The organism is Streptomyces sp. AC627_RSS907 (assembly GCF_019049165.1).
Genome location: NZ_JAGMUE010000015.1, coordinates 53,495 through 74,336, shown reverse-complemented (window position 1 = coordinate 74,336; position 20,842 = coordinate 53,495). Strand labels below are relative to the sequence as shown.

General features: G+C 73.2%; 23 protein-coding genes. 11 read left to right on the top strand and 12 right to left on the bottom strand.

The window, feature by feature from the left end; all coding sequences use genetic code 11:
* Window positions 1–17: 17 nt before the first annotated feature.
* A complete protein-coding gene (locus tag KUM32_RS04890) occupies window positions 18–896 on the bottom strand; it encodes an MHYT domain-containing protein (RefSeq protein ID WP_217140535.1) in 879 nt (292 codons plus the stop codon).
* 290 nt (window positions 897–1,186) lie between these two features.
* Between KUM32_RS04890 and KUM32_RS04885 the strand changes: the two genes are divergently transcribed.
* Window positions 1,187–2,083: a glycerophosphodiester phosphodiesterase family protein gene (locus KUM32_RS04885; protein WP_217140534.1), complete on the top strand. Its 897-nt coding sequence runs from the start codon at window positions 1,187–1,189 to the stop codon at window positions 2,081–2,083.
* A gap of 80 nt (window positions 2,084–2,163) precedes the next feature.
* On the top strand, window positions 2,164–2,718 hold the full coding sequence (locus KUM32_RS04880; protein WP_217140533.1) for a methylated-DNA--[protein]-cysteine S-methyltransferase: 555 nt from the start codon (window positions 2,164–2,166) through the stop codon (window positions 2,716–2,718).
* 28 nt (window positions 2,719–2,746) lie between these two features.
* Here KUM32_RS04880 and KUM32_RS04875 read toward each other — a convergent pair whose 3' ends face one another.
* Window positions 2,747–3,175, bottom strand: a complete 429-nt coding sequence (locus tag KUM32_RS04875) for a VOC family protein (protein ID WP_217140532.1) — start codon at window positions 3,173–3,175, stop codon at window positions 2,747–2,749.
* A 122-nt stretch (window positions 3,176–3,297) separates the two neighbouring features.
* On the opposite strand from KUM32_RS04875, the gene KUM32_RS04870 reads away from it, so the two are divergent.
* From KUM32_RS04870 to KUM32_RS04860, 3 genes are all read left to right on the top strand, one after another.
* Window positions 3,298–4,206, top strand: coding sequence for a pseudouridine-5'-phosphate glycosidase (locus tag KUM32_RS04870; protein WP_217140531.1), 909 nt, complete (start codon window positions 3,298–3,300; stop codon window positions 4,204–4,206).
* Window positions 4,203–5,135: a PfkB family carbohydrate kinase gene (locus tag KUM32_RS04865; protein ID WP_217140530.1), complete on the top strand. Its 933-nt coding sequence runs from the start codon at window positions 4,203–4,205 to the stop codon at window positions 5,133–5,135. The genes KUM32_RS04870 and KUM32_RS04865 overlap by 4 nt, the downstream gene beginning before the upstream one ends.
* 504 nt (window positions 5,136–5,639) lie before the next feature.
* On the top strand, window positions 5,640–6,767 hold the full coding sequence (locus KUM32_RS04860; protein WP_217140529.1) for a magnesium and cobalt transport protein CorA: 1,128 nt from the start codon (window positions 5,640–5,642) through the stop codon (window positions 6,765–6,767).
* A gap of 61 nt (window positions 6,768–6,828) precedes the next feature.
* On the opposite strand, the gene KUM32_RS04855 is transcribed toward KUM32_RS04860, so the two are convergent.
* A complete protein-coding gene (locus KUM32_RS04855) occupies window positions 6,829–7,461 on the bottom strand; it encodes a uridine kinase (protein ID WP_217140528.1) in 633 nt (210 codons plus the stop codon).
* A 163-nt stretch (window positions 7,462–7,624) separates the two neighbouring features.
* Here KUM32_RS04855 and KUM32_RS04850 point away from each other — a divergent pair, with 163 nt between their 5' ends.
* Window positions 7,625–8,104, top strand: a complete 480-nt coding sequence (locus KUM32_RS04850; protein WP_217140527.1) for a DUF1772 domain-containing protein — start codon at window positions 7,625–7,627, stop codon at window positions 8,102–8,104.
* A gap of 159 nt (window positions 8,105–8,263) precedes the next feature.
* Window positions 8,264–9,754 (top strand): glutamate synthase subunit beta, encoded by a 1,491-nt coding sequence (locus KUM32_RS04845; RefSeq protein ID WP_217140526.1) that lies wholly within the window; start codon window positions 8,264–8,266, stop codon window positions 9,752–9,754.
* 133 nt (window positions 9,755–9,887) lie between these two features.
* On the opposite strand, the gene KUM32_RS04840 is transcribed toward KUM32_RS04845, so the two are convergent.
* The 3 genes from KUM32_RS04840 to KUM32_RS04830 all read right to left on the bottom strand — a co-directional run bounded on the left by KUM32_RS04840 (window position 9,888) and on the right by KUM32_RS04830 (window position 11,918).
* Entirely contained in the window at window positions 9,888–10,691 is an 804-nt protein-coding gene (locus KUM32_RS04840) for an SAM-dependent methyltransferase (RefSeq protein WP_217140525.1), read from the bottom strand.
* A gap of 90 nt (window positions 10,692–10,781) precedes the next feature.
* A complete protein-coding gene (locus KUM32_RS04835) occupies window positions 10,782–11,057 on the bottom strand; it encodes a DUF397 domain-containing protein (protein ID WP_217140524.1) in 276 nt (91 codons plus the stop codon).
* Entirely contained in the window at window positions 11,058–11,918 is an 861-nt protein-coding gene (locus tag KUM32_RS04830) for a helix-turn-helix transcriptional regulator (RefSeq protein ID WP_217140523.1), read from the bottom strand. It lies immediately after the preceding gene.
* 225 nt (window positions 11,919–12,143) lie between these two features.
* Here KUM32_RS04830 and KUM32_RS04825 point away from each other — a divergent pair, with 225 nt between their 5' ends.
* Both KUM32_RS04825 and KUM32_RS04820 read left to right on the top strand, forming a co-directional pair.
* A complete protein-coding gene (locus tag KUM32_RS04825) occupies window positions 12,144–12,782 on the top strand; it encodes an ATP-binding protein (protein ID WP_217140522.1) in 639 nt (212 codons plus the stop codon).
* Window positions 12,773–13,213, top strand: coding sequence for a hypothetical protein (locus KUM32_RS04820; protein ID WP_217140521.1), 441 nt, complete (start codon window positions 12,773–12,775; stop codon window positions 13,211–13,213). Before KUM32_RS04825 ends, KUM32_RS04820 begins: the two co-directional genes overlap by 10 nt.
* Before the next feature lie 11 nt (window positions 13,214–13,224).
* Here KUM32_RS04820 and KUM32_RS04815 read toward each other — a convergent pair whose 3' ends face one another.
* From KUM32_RS04815 to KUM32_RS04795, 5 genes are all read right to left on the bottom strand, one after another.
* Window positions 13,225–13,410, bottom strand: a complete 186-nt coding sequence (locus tag KUM32_RS04815; protein ID WP_217140520.1) for a hypothetical protein — start codon at window positions 13,408–13,410, stop codon at window positions 13,225–13,227.
* 155 nt (window positions 13,411–13,565) lie between these two features.
* Entirely contained in the window at window positions 13,566–14,255 is a 690-nt protein-coding gene (locus tag KUM32_RS04810; protein WP_217140519.1) for a DUF899 domain-containing protein, read from the bottom strand.
* A gap of 129 nt (window positions 14,256–14,384) precedes the next feature.
* Window positions 14,385–15,749 carry an amidohydrolase gene (locus KUM32_RS04805; RefSeq protein WP_217140518.1) on the bottom strand — a complete coding sequence of 455 codons (1,365 nt, stop codon included), beginning with the start codon at window positions 15,747–15,749 and terminating at the stop codon, window positions 14,385–14,387.
* Between the two features lie 51 nt (window positions 15,750–15,800).
* Window positions 15,801–17,690 (bottom strand): FUSC family protein, encoded by a 1,890-nt coding sequence (locus tag KUM32_RS04800; RefSeq protein ID WP_217140517.1) that lies wholly within the window; start codon window positions 17,688–17,690, stop codon window positions 15,801–15,803.
* A 263-nt stretch (window positions 17,691–17,953) separates the two neighbouring features.
* Window positions 17,954–18,730, bottom strand: a complete 777-nt coding sequence (locus KUM32_RS04795) for a nucleotidyltransferase domain-containing protein (protein WP_217140516.1) — start codon at window positions 18,728–18,730, stop codon at window positions 17,954–17,956.
* A 147-nt stretch (window positions 18,731–18,877) separates the two neighbouring features.
* Here KUM32_RS04795 and KUM32_RS04790 point away from each other — a divergent pair, with 147 nt between their 5' ends.
* Entirely contained in the window at window positions 18,878–19,315 is a 438-nt protein-coding gene (locus KUM32_RS04790) for a RidA family protein (protein ID WP_217140515.1), read from the top strand.
* Window positions 19,312–19,779, top strand: coding sequence for a GNAT family N-acetyltransferase (locus tag KUM32_RS04785; protein ID WP_308408591.1), 468 nt, complete (start codon window positions 19,312–19,314; stop codon window positions 19,777–19,779). Before KUM32_RS04790 ends, KUM32_RS04785 begins: the two co-directional genes overlap by 4 nt.
* Window positions 19,780–19,849: 70 nt before the next feature.
* On the opposite strand, the gene pip is transcribed toward KUM32_RS04785, so the two are convergent.
* Window positions 19,850–20,815 carry a prolyl aminopeptidase gene (gene pip, locus KUM32_RS04780; protein WP_217140514.1) on the bottom strand — a complete coding sequence of 322 codons (966 nt, stop codon included), beginning with the start codon at window positions 20,813–20,815 and terminating at the stop codon, window positions 19,850–19,852.
* Between the last annotated feature and the right edge of the window lie 27 nt (window positions 20,816–20,842).

The following is a 20,842-nucleotide window of genomic DNA, read 5'->3' as shown; positions in this document are numbered from 1 at the left end:
CTGACAACGGGTCCGGATCAGCGGTTCTGCGGGGTGCGGGACCGCCGGCGATCGAGGGGACGGCGCGTGCGGTGCGGACGGTGGTGCGGCGGGTGGCGGACCGGGCGCGGGGCCTGACTGCGGGCGGGGATGCCCGGCTTCCGGTCGGCGGGGGCCACGGCGGGCTTTCCCATGACCATCAGGGGGTCGAACAGCACCACGACGCCGGCGAGGACGAGGAAGGCGAGGGGACCGATCAGCATGGGGGCCAGCAGTTCGGCGGGCGACCCGCCGGAGGCGGGATCGGTGGTGCCGTGGAGGTGGACCTCCAGGGCGGCCATGCCCGTGTAGTGCATGCCGCTGACGGCCAGCCCCATCACCAGGCTGGCGCCCACGCTCCACAGGAAGCCCCGGACCTGCCCCGCCGCCCACAGGGCGGCGGTGGCGGCGGCCATGGCTATGACGACGGACACGCCCACGGTGAACGTGTTGTACGTCAACTGCCCGTCAAGGCGCATGCCGGCCATGCCCAGGTAGTGCATCGAGGCGATGCCCAGCCCGGTGATGGTGCCGCCGGTGAACAGAGCCGTGCCCCGCACGCCCCGGTAGCCGACGATGAAGATCCCCACGCCCACCATGACGACGGCGACGGCCAGGCTCGCGAACGTCATCAGCCAGTCGTACCGGATCGGCGTGTGTTCGATCGTGAACCCCATCATGGCGATGAAGTGCATGGTCCAGATGCCGGAGCCGATCGCCGCCGAGCCCAGGGCGAGCCACCCGGGGCGCCAGGACTGGGTGACCAGCAGGGCCCTGGTGGTGCAGCGCAGCCCGAGGGCACCCCCCAGGCAGGCCATGAGGTAGGCCACCAGCGGTGTGACGAGGCCGTAGCTGAATCCGTCGACCGTGCCTTGCATGTGCGGCTGCCCTTCCGCTTACTTACGCCCGGTTCACGTCCCGGATTTCCCTGATGCGCACTCCTGCCCGGGACCGTGCGAACGGTCGGGGGCGAGGCAGAGAGTATGACTCCCACCGGAATGGTCGAACGATTCTCCGGCAAAGAATCACGGGTTTGCCCCAGGTGTGCGGCCCCGGTGAGCGGAGTTGAGCAACTCCATTCAGCCTGTGGCCATTCTGCACCCCCCTTCAGTTGACGCTCTGGTGTCACAGTGGTGCTGTCTGTGATCGTTCGACGCGAGGAGTACGCATGCACGCGCGCGCAGTTGCCGTCACGACCACCGCGCTCCTGGGGGTCGCCCTGCTGGCCCCCCTTTCCCACGCCCGGGCCGACCTCGGCGGTGACGCCGCCGAGCCCTCGGTCATCGCCCACAGGGGCGCTTCCGGGTACGCGCCGGAGAACACGCTGGCCGCCGTCGACAAGGCGGCCGAGCTGGGGATCCGCTGGGTGGAGAACGACGTCCAGCGCACCAGGGACGGCGAACTCGTCGTCCTCCACGACGACAACCTGCGGCGCACGACCGACGTGGAGGAGGTCTTCCCCGACCGGGCGCCCTGGAAGGTGAAGGACTTCACCGCCGCGGAGATCGCGCGGCTGGACGCGGGCAGCTGGTTCGGATCCGAGTACGCGGGCGCGCGCGTGCCGACGCTGAAGCAGTACGTCGACCGGGTGGAGCACAACCATCAGAAGCTGCTCCTGGAGCTGAAGAACCCCCAGCTCTACCCGGGCATCGAGCGGGAGACGCTCAAGGTCCTCGCCAACGAGGGCTGGCTCGACCGGCCGCATGTGGCCGGCCGGCTGATCGTGCAGAGCTTCAGTGCGGACAGCATCCGAACCGTCCATGAGCTCAAGCCGGCCGTCAAGACCGGCTTCCTGGGCACACCGTCCGTGGCGGACCTGCCCGCGTACGCGAAGTTCACCGATCAGATCAATCCGTCGTACGGCTCCCTCACCAGGGGCTACGTCGCCTCGGTCCACGCGTTCACAGGGCCGCACGGCCGGCGTATGGAGGTCTCGACCTGGACCGTCGACGACGCGGACACCGCCCGGCGGGTCGCCGCGTACGGCGTCGACGGTGTCATCTCCAACCGGCCCGACGTCGTGCGGGACGCCGTGCGCGAGATGGCGGACTCAGCCGTCCGGTGATCCCACCGCACCCGGGGCCGGGGCCGGTCCCGTCCGCCCCTGCCCCGGGTGTTGTCAGTGGCCGGCCGTACCGTGGGCGCATGGACAGCCATGGGCAGGACGAACAGCGGGTCGTGTGGACCGTCATCGGCACCGGCATCGGTCCGCTGCTGCTGGCCGCCACCGGCGACGGGCTGGTCAACGTGGTGTTCCACGCCACCGACGCCACACGCGACCGAGCGCTCGAGCGGCTCGCGGCCCGCCTGGGCACGGAGCCTGTCGAGGCGCCCGGCTCCCCGCTGCTGGCCGAGGCGATACGGCAGATGGAGGCGTACTTCGCGGGCAGGCGTCACGATTTCGACCTGCCGCTGGACTGGTCGCTGATCTCGGGCTTCAACCGGGAGGTGCTGCGGGAGCTGGCGTCCGGTGTCCCCTACGGCTCGGTCGTCGGCTACGGCGACCTCGCCGGCCGGGTGGGCCAGCCGGGCGCCGCCCAGGCGGTGGGCGTGGCGATGGGCGCCAATCCGCTGCCTGTCGTGGTGCCCTGCCACCGGGTCGTCGAACGCGACGGCGGCATCGGCGGTTTCGGGGGCGGCGTGGACACCAAGCGGCAGCTGCTCGCACTGGAGGGCGTACTGCCGGAGCCGCTGTTCTGAGGTGGCCGCCGCTCAGGGGCGGCGGTGGCTACTCGTAGTGCCGGGCCTCGATGATGTTGCCGTCGGGGTCGCCGAAGTAGAAGCTGCGCCTGGCCGGGCCGCGGGCGCCGTAGGAGCCGTACGAGAGGTCCGAGACCGGAATCGACCGTTCTTCCAGCCGCGCGCGCAGTGCGTCGAAGTCGTGCGGGGACAGGGACAGGCAGATGTGGTTGACGGGATGGCCCGCGCTGTCGTCGGCGCCGGGGACCACTCGCATGTGCTCCGCGAAGCCGTGGGGCGCGAGGTCGAGGATGGTCTCGTCGTTGAGGCGCACGGAGGGGAAGCCCACGGTGCCCGCGGTGTACTCCGTGACCCGCAGGGGCTCCGTCCCGAGGATCCTCTCGTAGAAGCCGGCTGCGGCGACCGGGTCCCGCACCCAGAGGACGACGTGGTCGAGGCGTGTCGTGTTGTCCGTCATGGGTTCCAGGCTCGTGTTCCGCCCCCGGGCGCCGCAAGGGGCCCCGACCGGGCTCCCGGTGGTTTGCCCCGGTCCTCCTCCCGCCAGAGATGAGGGAGAGCCGACGGACAGGAGGCGGACGCGTGATGCTGGTGGTGTCGGAAGAGGTACGGGCCGCGCTCGACGCGCGCCGCCCGGTGGTGGCGCTGGAGTCCACGATCATCGCGCACGGGTTGCCCCGTCCGCGCAATCTGCTGGTCGCGCGGGAGCTGGAAGAGGCGGTACGGCGGGAGGGCGCGATACCGGCGACGATCGCCGTGCTGGACGGCCGGCCTCACGTCGGTCTGGGCCAGGAGCAGCTGGAGCGGGTCGCGAACGAGAACGGTATCCGCAAGCTGGGACACCGTGACCTGGCGCTCGCGGTCGCCTCCGGCGCGAGCGGGGCGACCACCGTCTCGGCGACCGCCCTGCTGGCGTCCCTGGCGGGCGTACGGGTCTTCGCGACCGGCGGACTCGGCGGCGTGCACCGGGAGTGGACGGTGACGCAGGACGAGTCGGCCGACCTGGGCCTGCTGGCTCGCACCCGCATCACGGTGGTCTGCGCGGGCGTGAAGTCCATCCTGGACGTGCCGGCGACCCTGCAACGGCTGGAGACGCTGGGCGTCGCGGTGGCCGGTTACGGCACGGACCGCTTCCCCGGCTTCTACCTGTCCGACTCCGGGCATCCGGTGGACTGGACGCTCGACACCCCGGAGCAGGTGGCGGCGGCCATGCGGGCGCAGGACTCGCTGGGCGGGCCGCAGTCCGCGCTCGTCGTCGCCAATCCCGTGCCCGAGGACGAGCAGCTCGATCCCGGGCTGCACGCGCGGGTGCTCGCGGACGCGCTGCGCGCGTGCCGGGAGGCGGGGATCACGGGTCAGGCGGTCACCCCCTTCCTGCTCGGCCACCTGGTACGGCACACCGACGGCGCCTCACTGAGCGCCAACCTGGCGGCGGTGCGCGGGAACGTGCGGCTGGCGGCACGTGTCGCGGCGGCCTGGGCCGCGGCGTGAGCCAGGAGCCGGGCGGCGCGCTGCTGGTGGTCGGGGACGTCGTCACGGACGTTGTCGCCCGGCACCGGGGACCGCTGGCCCTCGGCACGGACACGGCCGCCTCGATCCGGCGGCTGCCGGGCGGGGCGGGCGCGAACGTGGCCTGCTGGGCCGCTTACGCGGGGTGCCGGGACGTACGGCTGCTGGGACGGGTGGGCGCGGACGCGGCGGTCTGGCACGAGCGGGAACTGGTCGCCCGGGGTGTGCGCCCCGTCCTGGTCGTCGACGCGGCGGCGCCGACGGGGACGGTGATCTGCCTGGTCGACACGGGCGACTCCGCCGAGCGGACGTTCCTGACGGACAGCGGGGCGTCGCTGCGGCTCGGTCCCGGTGACTGGTCGGACTCGCTGCTCGACGGCGTCGCACGGCTGCATCTGTCGGGTTACCTCCTGTTCTCGGGAACGAGCCGCGCGCTGCTGACCGTGGCACTCGCCGCGGCACGCGTGCGTGGAGTACCGGCCAGCCTGGATCCGGCGTCCGCGGGGTTCCTGACGGAGCTGGGCGTCGACCGTTTCCTGGACCTGGTCGACGGGGTGGACGTCCTGCTGCCCAGCCGGGGCGAGGCGTGTCTGCTCACCGGACTGCCCGACGCCGCGGACGCGGCGGCGAAGCTGAGCCGGCACGTCCCGCTGGTGGTCGCCAAGCAGGGCGCGGACGGGGCTCTGGTGGCCCGGTCGGGCACCGTGTGCGCGCGTGTCCCCGCCGCCCCGGCGTCGCCCCGGGACAGTACGGGCGCCGGCGACGCCTTCACCGGCGCGTTCCTCGCCGCGCTGATCGCGGGCGCCGGGCCCGAGGCGGCGGCGGCCGAGGGGTGCAGAGCGGGAGCGAGGGCGGTCGAACGGGTGGGCGGGAGGCCCCCCACGGGCGGTCGGCTGACGGCCGACGGGTGACGGCCGGTGGGCTGACCTCCGCACGGACCAGTGTGCTGACCGCCGGAGGGCTGACCTCCGCACGGACCGCGGGCTGGCGGCACGCTCCTCGGGCCCTCGCGACCGGCCGTGCGCCACGCCGCTGCGCCCGCCGCCCCCACGCCGCGATCGTCGGAGGCCCCTCCGCACCCTCTGCTTGACGACCCCGGCCTCGGTCGGCTCGCCGCGGGCCTGCCGGACCGTCGCGGACTCCAGGGCGACGCGGGCGGGTCAGGCGGGTCGGACGACCGGGAAGCAGGCACCGCCGTGCGGCCAGCCCGGATCTGGTCTGCGCTCCGGTGCGACCGGCTCCGGGGACCGACGGAATGCGAGGCCGCGCCCGGGTGCGAACGCTCTGTCCACAGGCGGGAACAAAGTGGAACGCTCTGTTCCCACAGGCACGTTCACCGATCGGGCCGACCTGGCAGACTGACACACCGTTGCGCGGGAAGCACGGCGCGAGGGGACCCACGCGAGGAGATCCGGATGTCGATGGCAGGGAACCTACGGAAGGTCACGAGTCTGGGCACGGTGGGCGGCCTCCGCAAGGTGGCGCGGCTGGCCCGGCGACGCCCGCGGGTGGACCTGAGCCACCCGGCCCGCTCTCCCCTGGGTTCCTCGGTGGTGAACTGCGTGACCTACCGGGACGGGGTCCGCACCCCCGACGGGGGCGATCCGGTCGTCGCCGTGGAGCGGATGCGGGGGCACGGAGCCGGTTTCGTCTGGCTGGGCCTGCACGAGCCGACGGACGAGGAGTTCGCGGGTGTCGCGGACCTCTTCGACCTGCACCCGCTGGCGGTCGAGGACGCCATCGAGGCCCACCAGCGGCCGAAGGTCGAGCGGTACGGGGACACGCTCTTCGCCGTGTTCAAGACGGTCTGCTACGTGGAGCACGAGGAACTCACGGCCACGAGCGAGGTGGTGAGCACCGGCGAGATCATGGTGTTCGTCGGCCGGGACTTCGTGATCACCGTTCGGCACGGGCGGCACGGCTCGCTCGGGCCGCTGCGCGAAGGGCTGGAGGCCGATCCCGCACAGCTCGCCAAGGGGCCGTCGGCGGTGCTGCACGCGATCGCGGACCACGTGGTGGACGACTTCCTGACCGTCATCGAGGCGGTGCAGGAGGACATCGACCATGTCGAGACGGAGGTGTTCGCGGAGCACGGCGCGCGGGTCGACCCCGGGCGGATCTACCAGCTCAAGCGGGAACTCCTCGAACTGAGGCGGGCCGTGGTGCCGCTCGGCCGACCGCTGGAGGAACTGGCCACGCGACCGTTCCGAGTGGTCGAGCCGGAGATACAGGCCTACTTCCGGGATGTCGCCGACCACCTGCTCCGGGCCACGGAGCAGATCGCGGCATTCGACGAACTGCTCAACTCCATCCTCCAGGCGCATCTCGCCCGCGTGACGGTCGCGCAGAACGAGGACATGCGGAAGATCACCGCCTGGGCCGCGATCGTCGCCGTGCCCACAATGGTCTGCGGGGTGTACGGCATGAACTTCGACCACATGCCGGAGCTGCGCTGGCGGTACGGCTACGGCCTGGTCGTAGGCGTGATAGCCGTCGCCTGCCTGGCGCTGCACCGGGGCTTTCGGCGCAACGGATGGCTGTGACGACGTTCCCGCACACGTGTGCGGCGGGCGTGTCGCGTGCACCGGCCGTCCACCCGGCGTGTCAGCCGTTCCACGCGGGATGCCTCGGGTCGTCGGCGCGCACCAGGACGTCGGCGGTACCGGACGGGTCGGCCTCCTCCTCGTAGCGTTCGAAGGCGGGCAGGGTCCAGTGCTCGGTCTCGGGGGTGCGGCGGCGCAGGGCGCCGGGGCTGAGGACGAGGTGGACGCTCAGATCGAGGGGGAACCAGTGACGCAGCAGGAAGGGACCGTGCAGCAGCAGCGCGCCGCCCGGTGGCAGCTGGACGTAGGGGCTGCGGGTGGCGCGGTCGGCGGCCGGATCCCACAGGTCGGGCAGGACGCGCCCGTCGCCGTCGGGCCCGAGCGGGTCGAAGACCTCGCGCCACAGGGCGCCGGTGTCGTGCCAGCCGTTGTAGTAGGCCTCGGTGTCCTGCCGTCCGTACTCCAGGCGGAGGGAGGCGGGGCGCAGGAAGCCTTCCGTTCCCACGACGAGGGAGGGGCGGCCGCGGACGCGCAGCGCCTCGGAGACCCGCTTCGCGAGGTCGCCGGGCCGGGCGGCCGGGGCGCCGTCGAAGGCGACGCGCGGCCAGGCGCTGCCGTCGGCGGGTGCCAGGTCGAGCAGGCGCTCGGCGAGCAGGTCGCCGAGCCTGTCCCAGGTGATCGCTTCCAGTCGCACCCGTCCATGATGCGTCAGTCGCAGATCCGCCCGCGTGGACGCTCGCGTATGCGCCCGCGCCGCTCGACCATGGTCACCGTGCCCGTGCGGAGGTTGACTCGGGGTGACCGACGGCCGGTGGTGCCGAGCGGGCACCGACTCGACGGGTGGGAGCTGACACGACATGAGCGATGGACCGTACTTCGTGCTGACCGTGCTGGGTGTGCTCGGGACCGGTCTGACGGCCGGTGTCTTCTGTGCCTTCTCGACCTTCGTCATGCGGGGGCTCGCCGCGCTGCCGCCCGCCCAGGGGGTCGCCGCGATGAACGCCATCAACACGGCCGCGGTGAAGCCGCCCTTCATGCTCGTGTTCCTCGGGACGGCGGTGCTGGCAGCGGTGATCGCCGTGACGACGTTCGTGCTGTGGCCCGAGGACGCCGCGGTCGAGCTGCTGCTGGGCAGCGCGCTGTACCTGTTCGGGTCGTTCGGGGTGACCGCGGCCGCCAATGTGCCGCGCAACGCCGCACTGCTCCGGCTGGAGCCGGGCACCGCGCAGGCGGCGGTCCAATGGCCCGGTTACGTGCGCGGGTGGACGGCGTGGAACCACGTCCGTACGGGCGCGTCGGCCGCGGCGGCGGTGGCGTACGTGCTGGCCCTCGTCTGAGGGCCCGGAGCCGCGCCGGGGCTCGCGGCGGCACCGGGGGACGACGCCGGGGCGAGGGCTCGTCGGCGCCCTGCGCACGGGACCGGCGGGACGTATCGTGGGCCGCACCAGCGCCGCCCGACGGCGCACGGCCTGTCCCCGCACGCAAGGAAGACGGCCATGGCCGATCCCAAGGGTTTCCTGACCACGCCCCGCGAGGAGTGGCCCCGCAGGCCGGCCGGGGAGCGGGTCCGGGACTGGAACGAGGTGTACGTCCCGGGCGCGCTGCTGCCGATCGTCGGCGAGCAGGCCGACCGCTGCATGGACTGCGGCGTTCCCTTCTGTCACGAGGCCTGCCCGCTCGGCAATCTGATCCCGGAGTGGAACGACCTGGTCGCCCGGTCGGACTGGCGGGCGGCGAGCGACCGGCTGCACGCCACGAACAACTTCCCCGAGTTCACCGGCCGGCTGTGCCCGGCACCGTGCGAGGCGGGCTGTGTGCTCGCCATCAACCAGCCGGCCGTCACCATCAAGAACGTCGAGTGCGCGATCGCCGACAAGGCATGGGAGGAGGGCTTCACGCCGCCGCGCCCGCCGGACCGGCTGTCCGGGAGGACGGTGGCGGTGATCGGATCGGGCCCGACCGGACTCGCGGCGGCGCAGCAGCTGACCCGGGCCGGGCACACCGTCGCCGTCTACGAGCGGGAGGACCGGATCGGCGGGCTGATGCGGTACGGCATCCCCGAGTTCAAGATGGAGAAGCACCATCTGGAGCGGCGCATCGACCAGATGCGGGCCGAGGGGACGAAGTTCCGCACGTCGACGACGGTCGGGCGGGACGTGACCGCCGCCGAGCTGCGCGCCCGCTACGACGCGGTGGTGATCGCCACCGGGGCGACCGCGTGGCGCGAACTGGCCGTGCCGGGCCGGGAGCTGGCCGGTGTCCACCAGGCGATGGAGTATCTCCCGCTGGCCAACCGGGTGTGCGAGGGCGATCTGGAGAGCTCCCCGCTGTCCGCCGCCGGGAAGCACGTCGTCATCGTCGGCGGCGGCGACACGGGCGCCGACTGCCTCGGAACCGCGGTGCGGGAACGAGCCGCGTCCGTGACCCAGTTGGACATCTACGCCCAGCCGGGCACCGAGCGGGACGAGACGGCCGAGCCCTGGCCGACGTATCCGAGGCTGTACCGGCTGTCGGCCGCGCACGAGGAGGCGCGTGACCTGCGGTCCGCGCCGGCGGCGGACGCGGACGCGCGCCTGTTCGCCGCGTCCACCCTCCGCTTCACCGGTGACGCGGAGGGGCACGTCCGATCCCTGCACCTGGTCGGGGTGGACTCCGGACGCCGACCGCTGCCCGGCACCGAACGGTCGCTCCCCGCCGACCTGATTCTCCTCGCCCTCGGGTTCTCCGGGCCCGACCGGGAGGACGGGCTCGTCGAGGGGCTGGGACTGACACTGGATCCCCGTGGCACGATCGCCCGCGACCAGGGCTTCGCGACCAACGTGCCGGGGGTCTTCGCGGCCGGAGACGCCGCACGCGGGCAGTCACTGATCGTGTGGGCGATCGCCGAGGGGCGTGCGGTGGCGGCGGCCGTCGACCGCCACCTGTCGGGCGGCAGCACACGGCTGCCGGCGCCGGTGGGCCCGTACGACCGGCCGATGACCGCCTGACCCCACGGGCCCACCGGCCGACGACCGCCCGAACCCACGGGCCCGCGGGCCCACCGGCCGACGACCGCCTGAACGCACCCGCGGCCGCCCGTTCCCGCCCGTCCCGCGTGCTCTTCCGCCACCGGCCCGCGGATCAGGGCTTGCGGGCCACCGCCCCGTACCCGGGGATGACCCCGTCCTCCTGCCCGGCGACCGGCTCGCCCAGCTCCGGGTGCCACAGGTGGGGCACCGCGACGCCGGGCTCGACCAGCTCGAGGCCCTCGAAGAAGCGGGCGAACTCCTCGCGTGAGCGCAGGGCCAGGGTCACACCGGCGGCCCTGAGCTTCTCGGTGGCCGCCCGCGACTCGTCGGGGGTGAAGTCGGCCGTCGCGTGGGTCATCACGAGGTGGCTGCCGGAGGGCAGGGCGGACAGCAGCCGACGGACCAGGTCGTGCGCACCGTCCTCGTCGGAGACGAAGTGCAGCAGCGCGACCAGGGACAGCGCGACGGGCAGGTCGAAGTCCAGGACCTTCCTGGCGCCGTCCAGGACGGTGTCAGGATCCCGCACGTCGGCCTGGAGGTACTCGGTCGCCCCCTCGGGCGTGCCGCGCAGCAGGGCCGCCGCGTGGGCGAGCACGATGGGGTCGTTGTCGCAGTAGACGACGCGGGCGTCGGGCGCCACCTCCTGGGCGACCTGGTGGAGGTTGGGCTCGGTCGGGATGCCGGTGCCGACGTCCAGGAACTGCCGTATGCCGTGACCCGCCAGCCATCGGGTGGCCCGCTGCATGAAGGCGCGGTTGACCCGCGCCATCACCGGCACCCTCGGGTCGAGGGTGAGCATCTGCCGGCCCATCGCCTCGTCGACCGGGTAGTTGTCCTTTCCGCCGAGATACCAGTCGTACATCCGCGCGGGGTGCGGCTTGCTCGTGTCGATCTCCGTGCGGTCCTGCCCGGTCATGACGCGCTCCCAGATGTCGAGTTCTCGTCGCGGTGGGTGATCATCTCAGTGCCAAACAGCTTAGAAACAACAATCAACAGGTCACGTGCTTCAGGACAGCAGGAAGTCCGCCTCTCCCGCCTTCGCTCCCTCGATGAAGGCCGTCATCTCGGCGGAGGTGTAGATCAGCGCGGGCCCGTCGGGGTCGGTGGACTGCCGCACCGCGATCCTGCCGTCGGCGAGCTTCATCGCCTCCAGGCAGTTGCCCCCGTTGCCGCCGCTCCACGGCTTGTGCCAGCCCTCGCTGCCCAGCTCACGGGCGGGCATGCCGTTGTAGATCCGCTCCCCGCGGGTCCGCGGCGAGCGCTGGGGCTTGATGCGATTCATTCACAACTCCTTGCGGAGATCCCGGAGGATCTCCTTCGTGCGATGTGCCGTGGCGGCCTGCGCCGCCATGCGGTCCATGACCTCGAGATGGGTCGCCACCTCGGCGCGGGCGTCGAGGTAGACGGCTCCGGTCAGGTACTCGCTGTAGACCATGTCCGGAAGCTCCGGCATGGCGAATCGGAACAGCACGAAGGGCCCGTACGTACCCGGGTGCGGCCCGTTGGAGAACGGGGCGACCTGCAGTGTCACGTTGGGCAGCTCCGTGGCCTCGAGCAGTCTGTCGATCTGGGCGCGCATCACCTCCGGGCCTCCGACGGGGCGGCGCAGCGCGGTCTCCTCCATCACGACCCACAGCCTGGGCGCGTCCTCGCGGGTGAGCAGCTCCTGGCGTTGCATGCGCAGGGCGACGTGGCGCTCGATGTCGTCGGGCCGGGTCTGCCCGATGGCGCCCGAGCGCAGCACCCCGCGGGCGTACTCCTCGGTCTGCAGCACTCCGGGGACGAAGTGGGGCTCGTAGGAGCGGATCAGGGCGGCCGCGCCCTCCAGGCTGACGTACATGGAGAACCAGCCCGGCAGGATGTCGTGGAAGCGCTGCCACCATCCCGGCTTGTTGGCGTCCTCGGCCAGCCGGACGAAGGCCTCGGCCTCCTCGTCGCCGACGCCGTAGGCCTTCAGCAGGAGCTGGAGGTACGGGATCTTGAGGGCGACCTCGGCCATCTCCATCCGGCGGACCGTGGCGGGGGCCACGCGCAGGATGCGTGCGGCTTCCTCGCGCTTGAGACCGGCTCGTTCCCTCAGATCCAGCAGGCGCCGGCCGAGGACGACCTGGCCGACCGTCGGCGCTGACCGCGGCTCGCTCACCCGCCCACCTCCTGAAGAGTCCCGAAGGGTCCTTGTGTCTTCGTGCGGACAGCCCGGCGGCGCCATTCGAAGATCCGTTCGAAAGCCTGGGAAGGGCCTTCGGTGACCCGAAGTGGCGCCGCTCGACGTGCTGTTGCGAGCAGTGTGCCACGGCCGCCCAGACCGTCACAGCGCACTCTGCATTTTTCAGAGTGACCCTTGCCAAGTGTTCGCGGCGGGGCGATAGTGGCAAGCGTGATTCCGTCCGCGCCCTTAGGAACAGACGCCGCCGCGGGCTCCCTGGGCCTCGTCGGCGCCATGGGAGCCGGCCTCGCGGGGGCCGCCGCCGAGCGCCGGTTCCGTTTCGAACTGGCCGCACACCCGGGCTCTCCCGCGCAGGCCAGACGCCTGACACGCGCCCGGCTGAACGGCTGGTCGGTGTGCGAGGACACCTGCGACACCGCCGCGCTGGTCGTCTCCGAGCTGGTGACCAACGCGATCGTGCACACCGCCAGCACCCACATCGTGTGCGAGCTGCACGACGGCGACGACGTGGTCCGCATAGCCGTACGCGACGAGGGCTGCGCCCCCGGCCAGCCCCACCCCACGGCCGATCAGCAACCCGAGGACGAGCACGGCAGAGGACTGCTCCTGGTCGACGCCCTGTGCGACGCCTGGGGCGCCCACGAGCACGGGCCCGGACTGCTGGTCTGGGCCGAACTCCCACGCCGGGCCGACGGCCCGGGCGATCCGTCCGAGCCCCGCGACGACCTGGGCTGGGGCGCCCGCCCGAAGCCCGGCCCCGCCGGCGGCAGGGACCAGGACGGCGAGGCGGAGGGACGCCTCCCGCAGGCACGCCGCGGGACGGGGAGCGCGTGGCTGTGAGGACCGCGTCCGGCAACCGATCGCTCGGCCTCGACACGCTGGTCCGCCTCCAGCGCGGGCTGCGCGCTCCCGGGGCACCCCGGCGGCTGCCCGTTCCGGAGGGCATGACGGTCCCTCTGGGCTGTGACGCGGTGGCGGCGCCCGCCCGCTTCGGGCCCCTGGTGATGCCCCGGCTGCCGCGCGTGGGGTGCGTCTACGCCGACGACGCGCACTGGTGGTGGATCGTTCCGTCCGACTCCGACTACGCCCTGGAGTGGCCCGCGCCCGCGCGCTACGCCACCGGGGCGGTGGTCCCCGACGCCCCCGGCCTTCCCTGCCTCATCCACCGCCCGGACGGCACGGTTCCCTACACCCCGCCCATCCCGCTCTACCTGGCGCTGTGCCGGCTGACGGACACGACCCCGCCCTGGTCGCGGCCGGTGAGCGCGTAGGCGCCGCCGCCTCAGGCCGCCACGTCACCGGCGGCGGCGTCGCCGCGCACGATGACCAGGAACATGTCCGTGGCGAGGTCCATGACGACCTCGGCGGGCAGGCCCTCCAGACGCCGCGCGTGCGCGAACTCCTCCGCGGGCCAGGACCCGCGCGGCCCGCCGGCGGGAAAGCGCTCGAGCACCGTTCGCCCGTTCACCCTGCACCTCCATGTAGCGCTGTACTCGTAGAGTTGAACGCCAACCATGGAGCGAACGCCTCGCGCGGTGGTGGTACTGAGACATAGTTGACACCCGTTCACCACAAAGTGTGAGCGGCGTCTCAGCCGTCCGGCCTCTTCCGCCACGGTGCGTGTCAGACCTCGTACTCGTCGTGGTACCGGATCCCCTCGCTTCCCGCAGGTGCTCCGAGAGCCGACGCGCGCCCCTCGGGCTTCTCCCACGGCTCCCGTCGGCCGAGCGCGGTCAGGTCGAGCAGGCTGGTGGTCGAGCCGAGTCCGTCGAGGCCGCGCTCGTACGTCGAGTAGGTGTGGAAGACCCGGTCGCGGTCCCGCAGGAAGCAGCTCAGCCCCGGGCGCTCGACAAGCTCGCCCTCGTGTTCGAGGGTCACCTCGAAGTCGGCGTTGAAGTCGCTGACGTACGACGAGTACCAGGGCAGGGTCCAGCCCATCCGCGCCTTGAACGGCAGGATCCTCGGATACGGCGCCCGGGACACGACCGCGAACGACGTACCGCGGGCCCTCAGGTGCGCGAGGTGCCCGATCTGGTCCAGGAACGCCGAGCAGCTGCGGCAGCCTGCCTCCCACTCGGGCGCGAACATGAAGTGGTAGACGACCAGCTGGTCGCGTCCCTCGAAGAGATCGAGCAACGTGGCCTTGCCGTCTCCGCCCTCGAACACGTACTCCCTGTCGACCTCCACCATGGGCAGCCCACGCCGCTCGGCGTTGAGCGCGTCACGCGCGCGGGTGGCCGCCTTCTCCTTGGCCAGTAAGGCCTCGCGCGCCGCGCGCCAGTCCGCGCGCGAGACGATCTCGGGAAGCGACATGGGCTCCAGCTCCTCCTGTGCACCGGGCAACGGTCCGACGGGGGTGGTGACCGGCGGGAGGAGCGGAACTCATCGCGGTTCGCCAAGATTCTTTTCCGGCAGGCGTCGGGAAGCCGCTGACCTCGGTGTTCAGGTGTCGTACTCCTGGACGCGGCGCCCGTGGGCACGGTCGGTCAGGGCCGGCAGCCGCTCCGCCAGTTCCCGTACCACCGTGGGAACGTCGAGGGTCAGCAGCTCGCGGTCCCGCATGAGGACCCGCCCGTCGACGATGGTCGTGCGCACGTCGGCGGAGCGCGCGCTGTGCACGAGGGTGGCGGCGAGATCGTGCACGGGCTGGGTGTGCGGGCCGGTGAGGTCGACGAGGACGAGGTCGGCCCGCCGCCCCGGCGCGATGCGGCCGACGGTGTCGCCGAGCCCGACCGCGCGGGCGCTCTGCAGCGTCGCGTGGTGGAGTGCCTGGCGGGAGGTCAGCCAGCGGGGATCGCCCTCGGTGGACTTCTGGACCAGGGAGGTGAGCGCCATCGACTCCCACACGTCGAGGGAGTTGTTGGAGGCGGCACCGTCCGTGGCGAGCCCCACGGGGACGCCGATGTCACGCAGGGCGCGTACCGGTGTGGTCGTGGGCCAGGCGAACTTGAGATAGCCGCGGGGTGCGGTCGCCACCGCCGTACGGCCGCCCGCGCGCGCGAGGAGCGGCAGGTCGCGTTCGACGATGCCGGTGCCGTGCGCGATGAGCAGGTCCGTGTCGAGGATGCCGGTGCGCTCCAGGACCTCGATCGGGGTGACCCCGTGCCGGGCCAGGCTGGTGTCGGTCTGGTCGCGGTTCTCCGCGGCGTGGAGGTGCACGGGCAGGTCGTGGGAGTGGGCGAGTGAGGCGGTCGCGGTGAGGTCGGCCTCGGTCACGGTGTAGGGGGCGTGCGGGGCGAGGGCGGTGGTGATGCGGCCGTCGGCGGAGTCCCGGTGCCGCAACGCGAACTCCAGTGACCTCTCCCGTGCCTCGGGGCCCTGCGAGGAGAAGTACGCCTGCCCCAGCAGCGCGCGCATCCCGCATTCGGCGACGACGGCGGCGGCGGCGTCCATGGCGAAGTAGTGGTCCGCGAAACAGGTCACGCCCGCGCGGATCATCTCGGCGCAGGCGAGCCGGGCGCCCAGTTCCACGTCGCGTTCGGTGAGGTTGGACTCGACGGGCCAGACGACGTCGTTGAACCACTCCTCGGTGGGCAGGTCCTCGGCGATGCCCCGCAGGGCGGCCATCGGCGCGTGGGTATGGCAGTTGATCAGCCCGGGGAGGGCGAGCTGACCACGGGCGTCGATGCGCTGGGCGGCGGAGAGGCCGTCGACGGCCGCGGCTGTCGTCACGGAGTCGACGACTCCGTCCCGTACGACGACGGCCGCGTCCTCCTCGAAACCGATCCGTTCCCGGTCGTCGTGCAGGAGGACGGTGCAGCCGGTGATGACGAGGTCGGCGGGGTTCTCACGGGAAGTGGGCGTCATCACGCCAACGTACGGCGCCCACGGCCGGGTCGGTCGCCTCCGGTGGGACGCTCACCCGGCAAGCGGCAGCCGGGACCGGCGCGCCCCGACGCGCCCGCGCCGCTCGCCGAGTTCGTCCCGCAGTCCGGCGAGGCGTTCGGTGTGGCGGGGCGTGAGCCGGCCGGTGTCGTCGAGGTGCACGGCGCACGCGGTGGTGGTGTCGACGAGCCGTTCGAGAACGGCTGCGAACTCGTCCGCGCCCGCGGAGTGCCGGGCGAGGGCCGGCAGCTCGGCGGCGGCGAGCGCGATGGCGGCGCGGGCCTCGGCGAGCGTGCGGTAGGCCTCGCGGCGCAGCCTCCACCGGGTGGCCCGGTCGCCGGACTCGCTCAGTACGTGGGTGAGGTAGGCGTGCGCGGCGGCGTCCGCGGCCCCGATCCGGGCACGGACCCCGCCGCCGCGCTGCCCCGGCACCGGAAGATGCCCCACGACCAGGACGATCGCGCAGGCCAGCAGCGTCTCCCCGATGCGGCTGACGGAGGCCGGCGGTTCGCCGCCGACCATGACCAGGGCGAGGACGAGGACGGTGACGACAGCGGTCTGGGCGGCGAAGTGCCGCGCGGCGACGGGCACCAGGGCGCCGCAGACGGCGACGAGCGCGACGAGCCCCTCCGGCCGGGGCAGCACGGCGGCGAGGCCGGCGAAGACAAGCGCCCCGAGGACGGTTCCGGCCGCCCGGCACAGCACCCGGGACACGAGCGGGCCGAGGTCGGGCTTGACGAGGAAGACGGCGGTGGCGGGCAGCCAGTACCAGTGCTGGTGCGATCCGTACCAGTGCCCGTGGTGCAGCACCTGGGCGACGGCGACACTGGCCCCGAAGCACAGGCCGACACGCAGCCCGTACTCCCGTCCGCCGGCGCCGAGGACGGTGCGCGCCAGGGAGCCGGGCGAGCGCCTGCGGGTGTGCAGGTCCCGTCCCCTGCCCCGGTCGAAGGCCTCGGCGGCGTGCAGGAGGGCGTCGTCCAGGGCGCGCAGGGCGGGGTCGGTGCGGCTGGGCGCGGGCAGCGGGCCGGTGTGGGTGTTGCCGCGGACGGCCGCGGCGAGGCGCCGGGGCCCCTCGGCGGCGCGCGCGGGCACGGTCTGCTCCGCCCAGGCGAGCGCGGTCGCGGCCTCGCCGAGGGGCAGCGCGGCGGCGTACTGGGCGTGCAGCCGCCGTTCGGCCGCGGACGGGGCGTGGCGCCGCAGCCGCGGTCCGGCGAGCGCGTCCTGCGCGTGGTCGAGGGCGGCGGTGAGCGCGGCCCGGCGGGCTACGGCGTGCTCCGTACCGACCGCGTCCAGGAGCGCGGCGACGGCGTCGTAGACGTCGGCGACCGCGGCCCGTTCCCCGTCGAAGCGGAAGTCGAGGCGCGAGTCGCCGGCGAGGGAGGCGGGGGTGGGCAGGACCAGCCGCAGCGCGAGCAGCCACCCGGCGCCGGCGAGGAAGGCCAGCACGCTCTGCCATCCGGGGTCGGGCAACGGCATTCCGGCGCCGACGGCGCCGGTGACCAGCAGCTGCGTGCCGGCCCCGGACGCCACGGCCCCGACGGCGCTGACGCCTCCGGCGACCAGCCCGAGCCCGGCCAGCAGCAGGGTCAGCGGCACGGCCGCGAGGTGCTGGCCGGCGTACGTCCCTACGAGCAGCCCGACCGCTCCGGCGAGTGCGGGCGCGCCGATCCGCCGCACGGAGGTGCGGCGGCTGCCCGGCCTGTCGTTGATCCCGGCCAGCATGGCGGCGATCGCGGCGACGACCCCGAGGGAGGCCCGGCCGGCGAGCACGGCGGCGAGCAGCAGCGGCCCACCGGCCAGCGCACCCCGTGTGACCGCGGCCCAGGGCACGGGCCCGCGCTGGGCCCGCAGGGCGTGGGCGAGCCAGGGCGGAAGCGTGAGGGCGACGGGGCGGACGGTGTGACGGCTGGCGCGGGACACGGGGCGCGGGCTCCTGTCGTCTCGTCGAGGGCGGGGGTGAGCCTTCGGGCGACGGTGGCCGGGCTGTGGCGGATGCGTGGTGTCGTTGTGTCTTGGCGTGGTGCTCTGCGTGGGTCCGCTGCGTGGTGGCGTGCGGCGAGTCTCCACGGTAACGCGTGGCCTGGACGGAGAGGGGACGGGCGTGTTTCGGGGATGTGACGTCCGCCCGGAACGGCGCGTTCTTTATGAACGCAATCGATCCTTGCCCACCCCTCGGGGGGTTCCTAGCCTCCCCTGACCACGTCGACCGCCGCGCCCAGGAGCGCCTCGGCGTCCGTGACCGACCGCGCCAGGTCCTCGGGCACGGGCGTCAGGCGTGCCAGCAGCCCGTCCAGCCCGGCGAGCCCGGCCCGTTCGACGATGCCCTTCTCGTTGGTGACCCACTCCCCCCGTGCGGCCAGTACCGCGTGCGCCGTCTGCGTCGTGGCGAGGGCGATCGCGCCCGCGACCTGGGTGACGGCGCCCTTGGGGGCGTGACCGGCCTTCGCGTAGGCGAGGGTGGCGGTGGCCGCGCCGTACCAGCGCTCGGGGGCGGTGCGGCGCAGGGCCTCCGGGTAGGCGGGGCGGGGCAGTTCGCCGCGCAGCACCTCGTTGATCGCGAGCTCCGCGACCACCAGGTACGTCGGGATGCCCGCCAGGTGGAACATCAGCGGCTCCACGTCGAAGCGGCCCGCCTCCGCCTCCGCCACCTCGTGCTCGACCACGTCCAGATCGCGGTAGTGCACGTCGACCCGGCGCTCGTCGATCGTCAGCCAGGCGCCCCCGTTGAAGACACCGCCGCCCCACTCGCCGAGCTCGGAGACCTCCCCCGGCCAGCCGAGGGACCGCAGGCCGGCCGGGTCGAAGGCGCCCCGGTAGTAGATCGCCAGGTCCCAGTCGCTGTCCGGCCCGTGGGTGCCCTGGGCCCGGGAGCCGCCCAGGGTGACCGCCCGGACGGTGGGCAGGGCGGCGAGCCGGTCGGCGGTCGTGTCGAGGAAGGCCTGGTCCGTGAGCGAGGGCACTGCTTCGGTCTCCTGACGGGTAGGGGTGGCGGACGGTTGCCGGAAGCCTAGGCGGCCGGTCCGCGGGCCGCGAGGGAAATTCGGATGCGGGGGCAGACCGGAGAACGGACGATCGGCAGGTTGTCCGTTCTCGCACCAGGAGTCCACGTGATCCAGCGCGTCACCGTACCCGGTCTGTTCCCGCCGCCCGTCTACTCCCACGCCTCCGTCGTCGAGGCCGGTACCAGGCTCGCCTTCCTGGCCGGGTCCGTCCCGCTCGACTCGGAGGGAAAGCTGGTCGGTGAGGGTGATCCGGTCCGTCAGGCCGAGCAGGTGATCGCGAACCTCACCGAGCAGTTGCGCGCCGTCGGCAGCGGGCTGGGGGACGTCCTGTCGACCGATGTGTACGTCGTGAGCGCCGAGACCGCCACGCTGTCCGCCGTCTGGGACGTCGTCGAGGCGTCCGGGCTCAGTACCGGCCCGCATTCCTCGACGCTGCTCGGCGTGAGCTGCCTCGGGTATCCGGGGCAGCTGGTGGAGATCACGGCGACGGCTGTCGTGCCGGACGGGGCGCCCGCCGACGGGGCGCCGGAGGCGGGTGCGTGAGCGGGCCGGACACCGCATCGGTTCTGCTGCGGCGCGCGACGGCCGCGGACGCCCGGGCGGCGGCCGACGTCTGGCTGCGTTCCTTCGCCGCCGCGCTGCCCACGGTCGTCAGGCCCCACGCCGACGACGCGGTGCGGGACCATTTCCGCCAGGTGGTCGTGCCCCTGCGGGAGACGTGGGTGGCGGAGACGGCGGGTGGCGAGGTCGTCGGCGTCATGGTGCTGGAGGGCGAGGAGCTGTCCCAGCTGTACCTCGCCCCCGGATGGCGTGGGCGCGGGATCGGTGACCGGTTCGTCGCACTGGCCAAGGAGCACCGCGCCGACGGGCTCTCGCTGTGGACCTTCCAGGTCAACGCGCCCGCGCGCCGCTTCTACGAGCGGCACGGCTTCACGGCCGTGGAGTGGACGGACGGCGCCCGGAACGAGGAGCGGGAGCCGGACGTGCGGTACGTGTGGCGGCCGTAGGGCACGAGGCGCGGGTTCGGCCGCGGGGCAGGGGCTCGGGCGTGAAGCGAGCCCCTGCCCCGCACGGCGATCAGGCGTCGGCGCGCGCGTACCTGTCCGTCGCCGCCACCAGTGCGTCGTCCCCGGCCGCTCCGGCGTCGTGCCCGGCCTCGTCCACGACCACCAGCTCGCTGCCGGGCCAGGCCTGGTGGAGCCGCCAGACGATGCCGAGGAGGTTGCCGAAGTCGAGGCTGCCCTGCACCAGGGTGCCGGGGATGCCCTTGAGCAGGTGCGCGTCCCTGAGGACCACGCCCTCGTCGTTGCCGTCGCCGAGGAAGTGGCCGTTGCCCCAGTAGTGCGTGACGGTGCGCGCGAACCCCATGCGGAACTCCGGGTCCTCGAACCGCGCGACCGAGCCCGGCGGCGCGGGGATCATCGCCGTCTCCCAGTCGGTCCAGGCGCGCGCGGCCCGCTCCCTGACTTTCGCGTCCGGCGACTCCAGCAGCCGGTTGTACCCGGCGGCCGGATTGCCGTCGCGTTCGTCCGGGGGCAGCTCGGCCAGGAACCGCTCGAAGGCCTCGGGGAAGATCTTTCCCAGCCCGCGGGTCATGAGGGCGACCTCGGCGTCGGAGCCGGTCGCGACCCCGGTCAGCACCAGCTCGGACACCACCCCGGGGTGGGTCTGCGCGTACCGCAGGCCCAGGACCGAACCCCACGACACGCCCCACACCAGCCACCGCTCGATGCCGAGGTGGGCGCGCAGCCGCTCCAGGTCCGCCATGAGGTGACCGGTCGTGTTGACGCTCATGTCGGTGTCGTGGTCGCTCGCGCGGGGCAGCGACCGGCCGGCGCCGCGCTGGTCGAGCAGCACGATCCGGTACGCGGCCGGGTCGAAGTACCGCCTGTGGTTCGGGCTCACCCGGGAGCCCGGCCCACCGTGCAGCACCAGCGCCGGCTTGCCGTGCGGGTTTCCGCAGGTCTCCCAGTAGACGCGGTTGCCGTCACCGACGTCGAGCATGCCGTGGTCGTACGGTTCGATCTCCGGATACAGGCCCATCGGGACACCGTAGTCCCATCGGCTCGG